The organism is Pseudomonas sp. Sample_21 (assembly GCF_004307525.1).
In the GTDB taxonomy this organism is placed as follows: Bacteria; Pseudomonadota; Gammaproteobacteria; order Pseudomonadales; family Pseudomonadaceae; genus Aquipseudomonas; species Aquipseudomonas atacamensis.
The window spans coordinates 160,891-174,974 of sequence record NZ_RCNZ01000035.1; the positions used below are offsets into that span (position 1 = coordinate 160,891).

A 14,084-nucleotide genomic window follows, 5' to 3' on the forward strand; every position below is an offset into this window, starting at 1 on the left:
AATCCGCAATGATCCGACTACGTTTCCCCGCCCTGCTCGCCGCCGCCTTCGCCGCGCTTATCAGCACGCAATCTTCCGCCGCCCAGAAAGACCACTTCAGCGTGTGCTGGACGATCTACGCCGGCTGGATGCCATGGGAATACGCCGGCAGCCAGGGCATCGTCGACAAATGGGCGAAGAAATACGGGATCAAGATCGACGTCGTGCAACTCAACGACTACGTCGAATCGATCAACCAGTACACCGCCGGCCAGTTCGACGGCTGCACCATGACCAACATGGATGCGCTGACCATTCCCGCTGCCGGCGGCGTTGACAGCACCGCGCTGATCGTCAGCGATTTCTCCAATGGCAACGACGGCATCGTGCTCAAAGGCGAAGGTAAAAAAGTCGTCGATCTGAAAGGCATGGACGTCAATCTGGTCGAGCTGTCGGTCTCGCATTACCTGCTGGCCCGCGCGCTGGACTCGGTGGACCTGACCGAGAAAGACCTGAAGGTGGTCAACACCTCCGACGCCGACATTGCCGCCGCGTTCAACACCGCCGACGTCAACGCCGTGACCACCTGGAACCCGATGCTCTCGGATATCAAGGCCAAACCCGGCGTCACCGAAGTGTTCAATTCCAGCCAGATCCCCGGCGAGATCATGGACATGATGGTGGTCAACAGCGCCACCCTCAAAGACAACCCGGCGCTGGGCAAAGCGCTGACTGGCGCGTGGTTCGAAGTGGTCGCTTTGATGAACGCGAAAACCGCCGCGAGCAAAGCTGCGCTGGAACACATGGCCAAGGCCTCGGGTACTGATCTCGCCGGCTTCCAGGCGCAACTGGACACCACAAAACTGTTCGCCACGCCGAGCGAAGCGCTGAGTTTCGCCACCAGCAAACAACTGCCGGACACCATGCGCAAGGTCGCCGAATTCTCCTTCGAGCACGGCCTGCTCGGCGAAGGCGCGAAGGACCCGAGCGCGGTGGGCATGTCCTTCGCCAACGGCGTGACCAGCGGCGACACCGCCAATCTCAAGCTGCGTTTCGATCCGACCTACGTGCAGATGGCCGCCGACGCCAAGCTGTAAGCCACGGAGGATTTGGCCATGCGCCTGATCAATCGCCACCCTGATCGCCCGAGCCGCCTGTTGCTGGTGATCCTGCCGTTCGCGCTGGTGCTGTTCGCCTACTTCACAGGCTCGGCCGAGCGCCTGGCGGACAACCCCAACGACAAACTGCTGCCCAGCGCCGTGCAGATGAGCGACGCGGTAAAACGCCTGGCCTTCAACGCCGACAGCCGCACCGGTGAATATCTGTTGTGGCAAGACACCGCGTCGAGTCTGCGCCGTTTGGCCATCGGCCTCGGCATCGCGGCGCTGGCGGGTCTTTGCCTCGGTATAGCGGCGGGCACCCTGCCGCTGTTCGGCGCGCCGTTGTCGCCGTTGCTGACGGTGCTGTCGATGGTGCCACCGCTGGCGATCCTGCCGATTCTGTTCATCGTCTTCGGCCTGGGCGAGTTATCGAAAGTCATGCTGATCGTGATTGGCATCACCCCGGCGCTGGCTCGGGATCTGGAACAGCGGGCCCGTGACATTCCGGTCGAACTGCTGATCAAGGCGCAGACCCTCGGCGCCTCGACCTGGACGCTGATGCTGCGCGTGGTCTTGCCGCAGTTGTTGCCGCGCTTGCTGATCTCGCTGCGCTTGATGCTCGGTTCAGCGTGGCTGTTCCTGATTGCCGCCGAAGCGATCGCCTCCACCGATGGCCTCGGCTACCGGATCTTTCTGATGCGGCGCTACCTGGCGATGGATGTGATCCTGCCCTACGTGGTGTGGATCACCCTGCTCGCCTGGCTGATGGACTGGGGCTTGAAACAGCTGGCCCAGCGCGCTTTCCCTTGGTACGAGGGAGCGGCGAAATGAGCTTCATCACAGTAAAAAACGTCTGGCAGCAGTACGCCGATCAAGTGGTTCTGGAAGGCTTGAACCTGAGCGTCAACGAAGGCGAGTTCTGCACCTTGGTCGGCGCCTCCGGTTGCGGCAAATCGACCTTCCTGCGCCTGCTGCTCGGCCAGGAAAGCGCCAGTCGCGGGGAGATTCTGCTCGACGGCCAGCCCTTGGCCAGCGAGCCGGATGCCAGCCGTGGCGTGGTCTTTCAGCGCTACTCGGTGTTCCCGCATCTGAGCGTGCTCGACAACGTCGCCCTCGGTCTCGAATTGCCGCGCGCGCCCTTGCTTGGCCGGCTGTTCGGCAACGCCAAACGCGAAGCGCGCGAGCAGGCTGCAGCCCTGCTGACAAAAGTCGGCCTCGGCCATGCGCTGGACAAGTACCCGGCACAGCTGTCCGGCGGCATGCAGCAACGCTTGGCCATCGCCCAGGCGCTGATCATGAAGCCGCGCGTGTTGCTGCTCGACGAGCCCTTCGGCGCGCTCGATCCGGGCATTCGCAAAGACATGCACGCGCTGCTGCTGGAGCTGTGGCGCGAGACGCAACTGACGGTGTTCATGGTCACCCACGACCTGTCGGAAGGCTTCAGCCTGGGCACGCGCCTGCTGGTGTTCGACAAGGTGCGCCTCGACCCGCACGCCCCCGGCGCCTATGGCGCCCGCATCACCTACGACATCCCGTTGAACAGCGACCGCCGCGCCCAGCGCGCCGCCGTCGAGGCCCTGCCGCTGCCGCTGGCGGGCACCCTTCGCACTGCTTGAGAGGACTGCTGCAATGACTGATTCAATCCAACTATTCCCACCCTTCGCTGAAGAACTACTGCCGGGCGGCGGCCACCGTTCCTTCGTACTGAAGCGCGGCCAATTGCTGCGCCTGACCGACCTGCGCGGTGGCGCTAACGTCAGCCTGACCTTGCTCAATGCCAATGAAAAAACCGAGCGATTGAACCTGCCCGACAGCCTCAAATGCCAACACACCGCCAAGCTCACCGCCGGCCACTGCCTGTACTCGGACATGGGCCGCGTACTCGCCGCGATCACCGCCGACACCTGCGGCTGGAGCGACAGCCTCGGCGGTGTGCTGTGCGCACAGGAAGTCGCCGAAAAGTACGGTCAGGGCCGCTACCAGGAACTGCGCAACGGCTTCTTTCGCAATGGCACCGACAACCTGCTGGTGGAGCTCGGCAAGTGGGGCCTGGGCCTGTCCGACCTGCTGATGACCCTCAATCTGTTCAGCCGCGTGAACGTCGATGAGGCCGGGCGTTTCCACTTCGTCGAAGGCAACTCGAAGGCCGGTGACTACATCGAGTTGTACGCGCCGATGGACACCCTGATGGTGCTCACCGCCCTGCAACATCCGATGGACCCGTCCCCCGAATACGCTCCGAAACCCTTGAAGCTGAGCTGGATGAACGCCGACGCCAGCGTCGCCGAACACTGCCGCACTTCGCGCCCGGAAAACGAGCGCGGCTTCATCAACACCGACCGTTTGTTCGCCTGAGGATCGCCGCCATGTCACTCGCAATCGCCACTTCGCACAAGCAAGCCGACAGCGCGATCTACCGCGCGACCATTCCCGCCGGCGAGCCCTGGCTGATGGAAGTCAAGGCCGGGCAGACCCTGCGCATCCTCGATCTGGAAGGCAATCAGGCCGTCGACACTTTGTTCTACAGCCTCGCCAACCCCAAGGAACGCTACGACGTGCAACGCACCTTGCGCCGGCAGAACAGCGTCTACCTGAGCACCGGCAGCGTGCTGTATTCCAACCTCGGCCAGCCGATGCTGACCATCGTTGCCGACACCTGCGGGCGCCACGACACCCTCGGCGGCGCCTGCGCGCAAGAGAGCAACACCGTGCGCTACGCCCTGGAAAAACGCTACATGCACAGCTGCCGCGACAACTACCTGCGCGCCTGCGCCCACGACGGCCGATTGAGCAAGAGCGACATCGGGCCGAACATCAATTTCTTCATGAACGTGCCAGTGACGGCGGATGGCGGGCTGACCTTCGAGGACGGTATTTCCGCGCCGGGCAAGTACGTTGATTTGCGCGCGGAGATGGACGTCATCGTGCTGATTTCCAACTGCCCGCAGTTGAACAACCCGTGCAATGCCTACAACCCGACCCCGGCGGAGTTGCTGGTATGGAATTGACCATCAGCCGTTTACGCCGTTGGCTTTTTGCCCTGTGCCAGGCGCGTTCCGCGCAGTGCCTGAAATCCACCAGACAACCCTGAACGCTGTGGGAGCGAGCCTGCTCGCGAATGCGCCGTGTCATTCAGCATTGATGTGGCTGATCCACCGCCTTCGCGAGCAGGCTCGCTCCCACAGGGGGGTTGTGGTGGGTTGGAGTGAAGTGTGTTTTTTCCATCCGGGACGGCCCGGATGTATGTCGAAAAACAGCGGGACGGCCCGCTCCCCCTTCAGGGGTTATGCCATGTTCGAAAAAATCCTGATCGCCAACCGAGGCGCGATTGCCTGTCGCATCCTGCGCACGATCAATGTGCTCAAGGCCAAAGGCATCGCGGTGTACTCCGAAGCCGACGCGGCCAGCCTGCATATTTCCCAGGCCGCTGAAGCGCACAGCCTCGGCGAAGGCGCGGCGTCCGCGACCTATCTGGCGGTCGACAAAATCCTCACGATCGCCAAACAAAGCGGCGCCACGGCGATTCATCCCGGCTACGGATTTCTCTCCGAGAACGCAGCGTTCGCCGAAGCCTGCGAAGCGCAGGGCATCGCCTTCATCGGGCCGACGCCGGAGCAATTGCGGGTGTTCGGCCTCAAGCACACTGCTCGCGCGTTGGCCAAACAGCACGGCGTACCCATGCTCGAAGGCACCGACCTGCTCGACAGCCTCGATTGTGCGCTGAGCGCCGCCGAACAGGTCGGCTACCCGGTGATGCTGAAAAGCACCGCTGGCGGTGGTGGCATCGGCATGCGCGTGTGCCGCAGCGCCAGTGAATTAAGCGAATCATTCGAAGCGGTGAAACGCCTCGGTCAGAACAACTTCAGCGACGCCGGGGTGTTCATCGAGAAGTACATCGAACGCGCGCGGCATCTGGAAGTGCAGGTGTTCGGCGACGGCTGCGGTGAAGTCATCGCTCTCGGCGTGCGCGACTGTTCAGTGCAGCGGCGCAACCAGAAAGTCCTCGAAGAAACCCCGGCGCCGAACCTGCCCGAAGACATGGCCGATGAGCTGTGCGCGGCGGCGATCAAACTGGCGCGAGCGGTGAATTACCGCAGCGCCGGCACCGTCGAGTTCGTCTTCGACAGCGAGGCCCAGCGCTTCTATTTTCTCGAAGTGAACACGCGGTTGCAGGTCGAGCACGGCGTCACCGAACAGGTGTGGAACGTGGACCTGGTGCGCTGGATGATCGAGCTGGCCGCTGGTGATCTGCCGCCGCTGAACGAGTTGTATCAAGGCCTGGAACCGCAGGGCCATGCGATTCAGGCACGTCTGTACGCGGAAGATCCGGGGCGTGATTTCCAGCCGAGCCCGGGCCTGCTGACCGCTGTGCAATTTCCGCCCGCCAACGGCGTTGAGTTGCGTATCGACACCTGGGTCGAGGCCGGCGTGGAAATCCCGCCGTATTTCGATCCGATGATTGCCAAGCTCATCGCGTGGGCGCCGACTCGCGAACAGGCTCGCGCCGAACTCCATCAGGCATTGGGCGATAGCCTGCTGTATGGCGTGGAAACCAACCGCGATTACCTGCGCCAGATTCTGCTCGATGCTCCATTCGCCAGCGGTCAGCCGTGGACCCGTTGTCTGGAAAATCTGCTGTATCACGCCAACACCTTCGAAGTGCTCAGCGCCGGCACGCAGACCAGCGTGCAGGACTATCCCGGACGCCTCGGCTATTGGGCCGTCGGCGTGCCACCCTCGGGGCCGATGGACAGCCGAGCGCTGCGCCTGGGCAATCGTCTGCTCGGCAATGAACAAGGCGCCGCCGCACTGGAAATCACCATGAGCGGGCCGATCCTGCGCTTCAATTGTGACGCGGTGGTCGCGGTGACCGGCGCGCCGATTGCCTTGACCCTTGACGCTGAACCGGTGCCGATGAACACCGCGTTGCTGATCCCGGCCGGCGCGACGTTGCAGCTGGGCAGCATCAGCGGCGCCGGCGCGCGCAGTTATCTGTGCCTGCGCGGCGGCGTGCAGGTGCCGGATTATCTGGGCAGCAAAAGTACCTTCACCCTCGGCCAGTTTGGCGGGCATGGCGGTCGCGCGTTGAGGGCCGGTGATGTCTTGCATGTACCGGCATTGACCGAGCGCAGCGCCGGCCAGCAACTGGCCGAACAGCACATCACTGCGCTGCCGAGCGTGCGCCAGATCCGGGTGATCTACGGCCCGCACGGCGCACCGGAATACTTCAGCGAAAACTACATCGCCACATTCTTCGCGACCCAGTGGGAAGTGCATTTCAACTCCAGCCGCACCGGCGTGCGCCTGATCGGACCGAAGCCTGAGTGGGTGCGTGAGGATGGCGGTGAAGCGGGTCTGCACCCGTCGAACATCCATGACAATCCGTATGCGATTGGTGCGGTGGATTTCACCGGCGACATGCCGGTGATCCTCGGCCCGGATGGCCCGAGTCTGGGTGGGTTTGTCTGCCCGGTGACGGTGATCGAGGCGGATCTGTGGCAGCTGGGACAGCTCAAGGCGGGCGATAAAATTCAGTTCATTCCCGTCTCTCTGGCTGACGCCCGCGATCTTGCTCTGAAATGGGATCTTCCCTGTGGGAGCGAGACTGCTCGCGAAAGCGTCGGCCAAGACAAATCGATATTGACTGACACGGCCTCTTCGCGAGCAGGCTCGCTCCCACAGGGTTTAGTGTCGCCTGTGGTGTTAGCGTTGGGTCAAGGCGATCAGCGACTGGTTGCACGGGTTTCTGGCGACACTCATTTACTGCTGGAAATCGGCGCGCCGGAGCTTGATCTGGTCCTGCGCTTTCGCGCCCACGCGCTGATGCAGGCGCTGGAAAGCCAAGCCCTGCATGGCGTGATCGACCTCACCCCGGGCATTCGCTCGCTGCAAGTGCACTACCAGCCGGAGCAACTGCCGCTGGCCGATCTGCTCGGCATCATCGCCGGCGAATGGGACGCGGTGTGCGCCGCCAAGGACTTGCAAGTGCCGTCGCGCATCGTGCACTTGCCGCTGTCGTGGGACGACCCGGCCTGCCAGTTGGCGATCGAGAAATACATGACCACGGTGCGCAAGGACGCGCCGTGGTGCCCGAGCAATCTGGAGTTCATCCGGCGCATCAACGACCTGCCGAATCTCGACGAAGTGCAGCGCACGGTGTTCGATGCGAGCTATCTGGTGATGGGCCTTGGCGATGTTTACCTCGGCGCGCCGGTGGCCACGCCGCTCGACCCGCGTCATCGTCTGGTGACCACCAAGTACAACCCGGCACGCACCTGGACCGCCGAGAACTCGGTGGGCATCGGCGGCGCCTATATGTGCGTGTACGGCATGGAAGGCCCGGGCGGTTATCAGTTTGTCGGGCGCACTCTGCAGATGTGGAATCGCTATCGCGAAGTCGCCGCGTTCGACGGCAAACCGTGGCTGCTGCGCTTCTTCGATCAGATCCGCTTCTACCCGGTCAGAGCTGAAGAACTGCTGCGCATCCGCCGCGATTTCCCCCTTGGGCGCTTCGATCTGAACATCGAACACAGCCAGCTCAACCTCGCCGGCTATCAGGCATTTCTCAGTCAGGAAGCCGAGGGCATCAGCGCTTTCCGTGCGCAGCAACAGGGCGCGTTCAAGGCTGAACGCGAGCGCTGGATCGCCAGCGGCCAGGCGCATTTCGACAGCGAAGAAGCCGTGCCTGACGCCAGCGAAGAAGCACCGCTGCAAAGCGGTGAACACAGCGTTGACAGCCACATCGCCGGCAATCTCTGGCAGGTGCAGGTCGAGGCTGGTCAGCGTGTCGCGGCGGGCGATGTGCTGGTGATTCTCGAGTCGATGAAGATGGAAATCCCTGTGCTCGCGCCGCTGGCCGGCGTGGTGCGAGAGATCCGCGTGCAACCCGGTTCGGCGGTGCGCGCCGGACAACGGGTGGTGGTGCTGGAACTCGACTGAAGCCATTTCTGAAAAGGATCAACCAATGAATCTGCAACTCGATGCACTGCGCCAGGCCTATCGCAATGGCGACACCACACCGCGCCAACTGCTGCTGCAATTGCGCGAAAAAGCCGCTGCGCTGAATCCCGACTATCACCTGTTCATCCACCTGCTCAGCGTCGATGAACTGGAGCCGTATCTGGCCGCCCTCGACGGTCGTGACCTCGACAGCCTGCCGCTGTATGGCGTGCCATTCGCGATCAAGGACAACATCGATCTGGCCGGCATTCCCACCACAGCCGCGTGCCCGGCGTTTGCCTATGTGCCGCAGCAGTCGGCGACCATCGTCGAGCAACTGTTGGCGCTGGGGGCGATCCCGCTGGGCAAGACCAATCTCGATCAGTTCGCCACCGGCCTCAATGGCAGCCGCTCGCCTTATGGTGCGTGCCCGAACAGCGTATTGCCCGAATATCCGTCCGGCGGCTCCAGCGCCGGCTCGTCACTGGCGGTGGCGCTGGGCCTGGCCAGTTTTGCCTTGGGCACTGACACCGCCGGTTCCGGGCGAGTGCCGGCGGCGCTGAATAATCTGGTGGGTTTGAAGGCGAGCAAAGGCCTGATTTCCACCGCTGGCGTGCTGCCGGCGTGCCGCACGCTGGACTGCGTAACCACCTTCACCGCGACCGCCCGTGAGGCCAGTCAGTTGCTGGCGTTGACGGCCAAACACGATCCTCGCGATGAGTACAGCCGAGGCAACCCGGCATGGAACGACGGCTCGGCATTCGGCGCGCCACGGCCGTTTCGCTTCGGCGTGCCACGGGCGCAGGACCTTGAATTTTTCGGCTGCAACGAGGGGCCACAGTTGTTCGCAGCGGCCATCGAACGGCTCAAGGCTCTGGGTGGCGAAGCGGTCGAACTGAACCTGTCGCCATTTCTCGAAGCAGCGCGCCTGCTCTACGACGGGCCGTGGGTCGCCGAGCGTTACAGCGTCGCCGGTGAGCTGCTGGAGCAGAATCCCGAAGCGGTGCTGCCGGTGATCCGAGCGGTGCTGGCCAAGGCTCCGGCAGTGACTGGCGTGCAGACCTTCCGCGCGCAATATCGATTGCAGGCGCTGAAGGCCCTCTGCGACGAGGCCCTGGAAAATCTCGACTGCGTGCTGACACCGACCATCGGCCGTCCGGTGACCCTGGCCGAGCTTGAGGCCGAGCCGGTGCTGCGCAATTCCGAACTCGGTTATTACACCAACTTCATGAACCTGCTCGACTACGCCGCCGTCGCCGTGCCGACCGCGTTCATGGGCAATGGTTTGCCGTGGGGCGTGACGTTGTTCGGGCGGGTATTTACCGATCAGTATCTGTTGAGCGTGGCCGATGCCTTGCAGCGCCAGCAGGACAGCGCCCTGCCAGCTCCGGCGAACTCAGCGCGCAATGACCGCGCTCGATTGGTGGTGTGTGGCGCGCATCTGCAAGGGCTGGCGTTGAACTGGCAACTGACCCAGCGCGGCGGGCGCTTGCTGGAAACCACGTTCAGTTCGCCGGACTATCGACTGCACGCCCTCGCCGGCGGCCCGCCATTGCGCCCGGGGATGGTGCGGGTCAAGGATGGCGGCGTGGCGATTGCCGTGGAGGTTTGGGAGTTGCCGAGCAGCGAATTGGGCTCGTTTCTCACCGGGATTCCGGCGCCGCTGGGACTGGGCAAGGTGCAACTGGCGGATGGGCGCTGGGAGAGCGGGTTTATCTGTGAGCCGTATGGGTTGGAGGGTGCGGTGGATATCAGTCATTTGGGGGGATGGCGGGCGTATCTGGCATCCCGGGGCTGATCCGAAAGCTCGCCCTCACCCTGGCCCTCTCTCCAGGGAGAGGGCCAGGGTGAGGCGATTGTCCATCGGTTGCCATTGGCTGATACCGAGTCGATCACAGATTTTCCATCACCCACAATCCAGCTCCCTCTCCCCTGGGAGAGGGCTGGGGTGAGGGGCTGCGATTTCCCTGACACACCGCTACGTCATATCCCCCGCCATTTCAGGCACAAATCCCGCAGTGTTTTCCCGACCATCCCACTAGAATGCATCCCATCGGGCCACTGCCAACGGATCTGCCATGCCGCTTCGTTCTCCCTTGTACTCGCAACGCTCACTGGTGCTTACCCTGGTCGCCCTGCTCGGCGCCGGGTTTCTCGCCACCTCGCTGTTGAGCTATTTCGCCTCCCGCGAGTCGATCCGCGACAACATCGTCAACACTGAACTGCCACTGACCTCCGACACGGTCTATTCGGAAATCCAGAAAGACCTGGTCCGGCCGATCCTGATTTCCTCGATGATGTCCCGCGATACATTCATGCGCGACTGGGTGGTCAACGGCGAGCAGAATCCCGAGCAGATGACCCGCTATCTCGACGAGGTCATGACCCATTACGGCGCCTACACGGCGTTCTTCGTTTCCAATGCCACGCTCACCTACTACCACGCCAAAGGTGTGCTCAAGCAGGTCAAAGTCGACGAGCCGCGCGACACCTGGTACTTCCGCGTGCGCGACATGCAGGACCCGTACGAGATCAACGTCGACCCGGATCTGGCCAACAAGGACAACCTGACGTTCTTCATCAACTACAAGGTCTACGACTACCACAACCGCTTCATCGGTGCTGCGGGCGTGGGCCTCACCGTGGACGCGGTGATCAAGCTGATCGACAAGTATCAACAGCGCTATCAACGCAGCGTGTACTTCGTCGACACCTTCGGCCGCCTCGTATTGACCGGTGCCGAGGGTGGCCCGGAAGGCGCGCACATCGGCCAGAGTCTTGGCGAACTGGAGAGCATGAAAAGTCTGGTCAGCCAGTTGCCCAAGCCGCACAGCGGCAGCTACGAATATTCCACCCACGGCCAGGGGCATTTTCTCAACGTGCGGTTTATCCCCGAGTTGAACTGGTACCTGTTCGTCGATAAACGCGAGGACGGCGCGCTGAGCGAGATCCGCCAGTCGCTGTATCTCAATCTGCTGATTTGCCTGCTGGTGACGTTGATCGTGCTGGCCTTGCTCAATCGAGTGATCAAGCGCTTCCAGGCGAAGATTCAGGCGCACGCCACCCTCGACAGTCTCACCGAACTGCCGAACCGACGCGGCTTCGACATCCTCGCCGCGCAAGCGCTGCACGAGGCCCAACGGGAAACCAAGCCGCTGACCGCGTTGTTGCTCGACCTCGACCACTTCAAAGCCTTGAACGACACCTACGGCCACATGGCTGGCGATCAGGTGTTGATCGGTTTCGCCCGCGACCTGCAAAGTTGCCTGCGTCACGCCGATATCGTCTGCCGCTGGGGCGGTGAAGAGTTCATCGTTCTGTTGAAAGACACCGACGGTGAGACCGGGCAGAAAATTGCCGAGAAGATCCGCCAGCACGTCGAACAACACAAATATGCCTACGATGGCCACAGCCTGCATCTGACCGTGAGCATCGGCGCCACCACCGTGCAACGCGATGACACCTTGCACACTCTGCTGTCCCGGGCCGATCATGCGATGTACCGCGCCAAGCAAACCGGGCGCAACCGCACCTGCATGGAAATGCCGCACTCGACCTATGCCTGATAACGACGTCAAACCCGACCACTGCCCGGCCTGCGGTGCGCGCAACGACTGCAGCCTCGCCGACCCGCGCACCGCCGACCGCGAATGCTGGTGCTATGGCGTGACCATCGACCCGGCAGTGCTCGAAGCGCTGCCGGCCGAACTGCGCAATCAAGCCTGCCTGTGCCCGCGCTGCGCACAGGTCGAAGCGCAACTGCAAGCAGGCCGGCGGCCGATCCCGTAAGATGCGCGGCCCTTCGTCCGTTGAATCCTGACCATGCGCGTCGACCGCTTCCTCAGCAATCTGCCCCGCTACAACCGTCAGCAGGTTCGCCTGTTGCTGGTGGAAAAGCGCGTGCGGATTGACGGAAAAGTCGTCAGCGACCCGCACAGTGAGGTGCTGGAATTCAGTCGGGTCGAAGTCGACGATGAGGTGCTGCAGAGCGGCAAACCGGCGCGCTATTTCATGCTGCACAAACCCCCGGGCTGCGTCAGTGCCACCCGCGATCCGCAGCATGCGACCGTGCTCGACCTGCTCGATGAACCGCACAAGGACGATCTGCACATCGCCGGACGTCTGGATTTCAATACCACCGGGCTGATGCTGATCACCAATGACGGCGCCTGGTCGCGGCGCCTGACGCAGCCGCAAACCAAACTGGCGAAGGTCTATTACGTCGAAACCGAACAGCACATCGACCCGAGCTACGCGCTTAAATTTGCCGAGGGCATCTACTTCGCTTTCGAAGATCTGACCACGCAACCGGCGCAGCTTGAGCTGCTCGGCCCACGCTCGGCGCGACTGAGCATCGTTGAAGGCCGCTACCATCAGGTCAAGCGCATGTTTGGTTTCTTCAACAACAAAGTCCTGCGCCTGCACCGCGAATCCATCGGCGAACTGACCCTCGATCACGCGCTAAAACCGGGCGAGTACCGCGCTTTGCGCACCGAAGAGATTCATTTGTTCTAAGCCGGCGACCGCTCAGCCGAAGTTGTCGAACAATTCGCCGACGGCACTTGCGTGATCCTGAGTCCCCTGCTTGAATCAGGACGTCGGCCGAAATGTGACCGATGAGTCACCACATACTTCCAAGAAACTTTTTGTCGGTCGTCTGCCCTCAAGGGCTGCGCCTCAGCCGGCAATCTGCCCGCCAATAACAACACCCGTCGACCTGCCGTACCGGATCGACATGGGCCAGCAAATTTCAGGCGTATGCCTACCTGTCACAAAGCTCGTGCAATCTCGATTGCGCGCATACCCGCTTGCTTGCCAGGAGTCTTATGACATGAGGCCAGAAATCGCTGTGCTGGATATACAGGGTCAGTATCGGGTTTACACGGAGTTCTATCGCGCAGACGCCGCAGAAAAGACCATCATTCTGGTCAACGGCTCGATGGCCACGACTGCGTCGTTTGCACAGACCGTGAAAAACCTGCACCCGCAATTCAACGTGGTCTGCTATGACCAGCCCTACGCGGGCCGCTCAAAAGCCCACAACCGGCATGAGAAACATCTGACGAAGGAAGTCGAAGGGCAGATTTTGCTGGAGCTGATCGATCACTTCGCCGCCGAACACGTGCTGTCGTTCTCCTGGGGCGGCGCCGCCACTCTGGTCGCCCTCGCCCAGCAGCCCCGGCGCATCGAAAAAGCCGTGATCAGCTCGTTCTCACCGGTGATCAATGCGCACATGCTCGATTATCTCGAGCGTGGTGTCGATTACCTCGGCAGCCGCGACGGCGACCGGGTCGGCCATCTGGTCAACAACACCATCGGCAAACACCTGCCGTCGCTGTTCAAGCGCTTCAACTATCGCCATGTCAGCAGCCTCGCCGAGCATGAGTACGGACAGATGCACTTTCACATCAACGACGTGCTGCACAGCGATCGCCAGTGCTATCTGAATGCGGCGAAAAAGATCAGCGTGCCGGTGCTGTTCCTGAATGGCGAATGGGACGAATACACCGCTGCTGAAGACGCACGCCTGTTTGGCAATCACGTAGCGCACAGCAGCTTCACCACCCTGCAAGCCACCGGGCACTTCCTCGACATGGAGCACAAAGCCGCCTGCCGCGACAGCCAGAACGCTCTGCTGGGCTTTCTGAAACCTGCGCCGCAAGCCAGCCGAACGCGCTACTCGTTTGTGCAGGATCACCATGCCCTGGCCATTTGAAACAGCGTCATCGCGGGCAAGGCTGCAAGCTTGAAGTGCCTGTTGCACCGGCGCAGCCCTTGCTCGCGATCGACCGATTTCTGCGCGGCAAAGCCCTCGCAGAGAAAAAGAAAACTTCAAATCCGTGGCCGAGTCTGGTACAAAGTCAGCCGCTCTGAGCGGGTATAGTTTAGTGGTAGAACGAAAGCTTCCCAAGCTTTAGATGAGGGTTCGATTCCCTCTACCCGCTCCACCGAATATTGATCTCGCGTTGTGTTGTCCGACGAGGGATGCAGGAATAGAAAAAGCCGGCCTTGATCAGACTGTGTGAAAACGCACTGATGGTGGTTCCAGCAAACGCCCCGACTTGT

Annotated in this window: 11 protein-coding genes and 1 tRNA gene; all 12 read left to right on the forward strand. The window is 62.1% G+C overall.

Going from position 1 to position 14,084, the window contains the following annotated elements:
• Positions 1 to 8 precede the first annotated feature (8 nt).
• The 12 genes from D8U71_RS04465 (at position 9) to D8U71_RS04525 (ending at position 13,966) form a co-directional block, all read left to right on the forward strand.
• Positions 9 to 1,076, forward strand: coding sequence for a putative urea ABC transporter substrate-binding protein (locus D8U71_RS04465; protein WP_130887230.1), 1,068 nt, complete (start codon positions 9 to 11; stop codon positions 1,074 to 1,076).
• Between the two features lie 18 nt (positions 1,077 to 1,094).
• The gene (locus D8U71_RS04470) at positions 1,095 to 1,910 is read left to right on the forward strand and encodes an ABC transporter permease (protein WP_130887231.1); all 816 of its coding nucleotides are present in this window, start codon (positions 1,095 to 1,097) and stop codon (positions 1,908 to 1,910) included.
• Positions 1,907 to 2,695 carry an ABC transporter ATP-binding protein gene (locus tag D8U71_RS04475; RefSeq protein WP_125925287.1) on the forward strand — a complete coding sequence of 263 codons (789 nt, stop codon included), beginning with the start codon at positions 1,907 to 1,909 and terminating at the stop codon, positions 2,693 to 2,695. Before D8U71_RS04470 ends, D8U71_RS04475 begins: the two co-directional genes overlap by 4 nt.
• A gap of 13 nt (positions 2,696 to 2,708) precedes the next feature.
• Complete coding sequence (locus D8U71_RS04480) at positions 2,709 to 3,434, forward strand: urea amidolyase associated protein UAAP1 (RefSeq protein ID WP_110644979.1); 726 nt, start codon at positions 2,709 to 2,711, stop codon at positions 3,432 to 3,434.
• Positions 3,435 to 3,445: 11 nt separating this feature from the next.
• Positions 3,446 to 4,087, forward strand: coding sequence for an urea amidolyase associated protein UAAP2 (locus D8U71_RS04485; RefSeq protein ID WP_016771291.1), 642 nt, complete (start codon positions 3,446 to 3,448; stop codon positions 4,085 to 4,087).
• 283 nt (positions 4,088 to 4,370) lie between these two features.
• Complete coding sequence (gene uca / locus D8U71_RS04495) at positions 4,371 to 8,018, forward strand: urea carboxylase (RefSeq protein WP_130887232.1); 3,648 nt, start codon at positions 4,371 to 4,373, stop codon at positions 8,016 to 8,018.
• Between the two features lie 25 nt (positions 8,019 to 8,043).
• Positions 8,044 to 9,816, forward strand: a complete 1,773-nt coding sequence (gene atzF / locus D8U71_RS04500) for an allophanate hydrolase (protein ID WP_130887233.1) — start codon at positions 8,044 to 8,046, stop codon at positions 9,814 to 9,816.
• A gap of 280 nt (positions 9,817 to 10,096) precedes the next feature.
• Positions 10,097 to 11,584: a sensor domain-containing diguanylate cyclase gene (locus tag D8U71_RS04505; RefSeq protein ID WP_016771292.1), complete on the forward strand. Its 1,488-nt coding sequence runs from the start codon at positions 10,097 to 10,099 to the stop codon at positions 11,582 to 11,584.
• Entirely contained in the window at positions 11,577 to 11,807 is a 231-nt protein-coding gene (locus D8U71_RS04510) for a cysteine-rich CWC family protein (RefSeq protein WP_016771293.1), read from the forward strand. The genes D8U71_RS04505 and D8U71_RS04510 overlap by 8 nt, the downstream gene beginning before the upstream one ends.
• A gap of 33 nt (positions 11,808 to 11,840) precedes the next feature.
• Positions 11,841 to 12,533, forward strand: coding sequence for a pseudouridine synthase (locus D8U71_RS04515; protein WP_123442935.1), 693 nt, complete (start codon positions 11,841 to 11,843; stop codon positions 12,531 to 12,533).
• Between the two features lie 316 nt (positions 12,534 to 12,849).
• Positions 12,850 to 13,734 (forward strand): alpha/beta hydrolase, encoded by an 885-nt coding sequence (locus D8U71_RS04520; protein WP_016771295.1) that lies wholly within the window; start codon positions 12,850 to 12,852, stop codon positions 13,732 to 13,734.
• 158 nt (positions 13,735 to 13,892) lie between these two features.
• A tRNA-Gly gene (locus D8U71_RS04525) sits at positions 13,893 to 13,966 on the forward strand.
• Positions 13,967 to 14,084 lie beyond the last annotated feature (118 nt).

What these genes read in the sequence shown, in the direction of transcription:
- D8U71_RS04510 (WP_016771293.1), top strand. Translation starts at nt 11,577, where the DNA reads ATGCCTGATAACGACGTCAAACCCGACCACTGCCCGGCCTGCGGTGCG.
- D8U71_RS04475 (WP_125925287.1), top strand. Translation starts at nt 1,907, where the DNA reads ATGAGCTTCATCACAGTAAAAAACGTCTGGCAGCAGTACGCCGATCAA.
- D8U71_RS04465 (WP_130887230.1), top strand. Translation starts at nt 9, where the DNA reads ATGATCCGACTACGTTTCCCCGCCCTGCTCGCCGCCGCCTTCGCCGCG.
- D8U71_RS04515 (WP_123442935.1), top strand. Translation starts at nt 11,841, where the DNA reads ATGCGCGTCGACCGCTTCCTCAGCAATCTGCCCCGCTACAACCGTCAG.
- D8U71_RS04485 (WP_016771291.1), top strand. Translation starts at nt 3,446, where the DNA reads ATGTCACTCGCAATCGCCACTTCGCACAAGCAAGCCGACAGCGCGATC.
- uca (WP_130887232.1), top strand. Translation starts at nt 4,371, where the DNA reads ATGTTCGAAAAAATCCTGATCGCCAACCGAGGCGCGATTGCCTGTCGC.
- D8U71_RS04505 (WP_016771292.1), top strand. Translation starts at nt 10,097, where the DNA reads ATGCCGCTTCGTTCTCCCTTGTACTCGCAACGCTCACTGGTGCTTACC.
- D8U71_RS04520 (WP_016771295.1), top strand. Translation starts at nt 12,850, where the DNA reads ATGAGGCCAGAAATCGCTGTGCTGGATATACAGGGTCAGTATCGGGTT.
- D8U71_RS04470 (WP_130887231.1), top strand. Translation starts at nt 1,095, where the DNA reads ATGCGCCTGATCAATCGCCACCCTGATCGCCCGAGCCGCCTGTTGCTG.
- D8U71_RS04480 (WP_110644979.1), top strand. Translation starts at nt 2,709, where the DNA reads ATGACTGATTCAATCCAACTATTCCCACCCTTCGCTGAAGAACTACTG.
- atzF (WP_130887233.1), top strand. Translation starts at nt 8,044, where the DNA reads ATGAATCTGCAACTCGATGCACTGCGCCAGGCCTATCGCAATGGCGAC.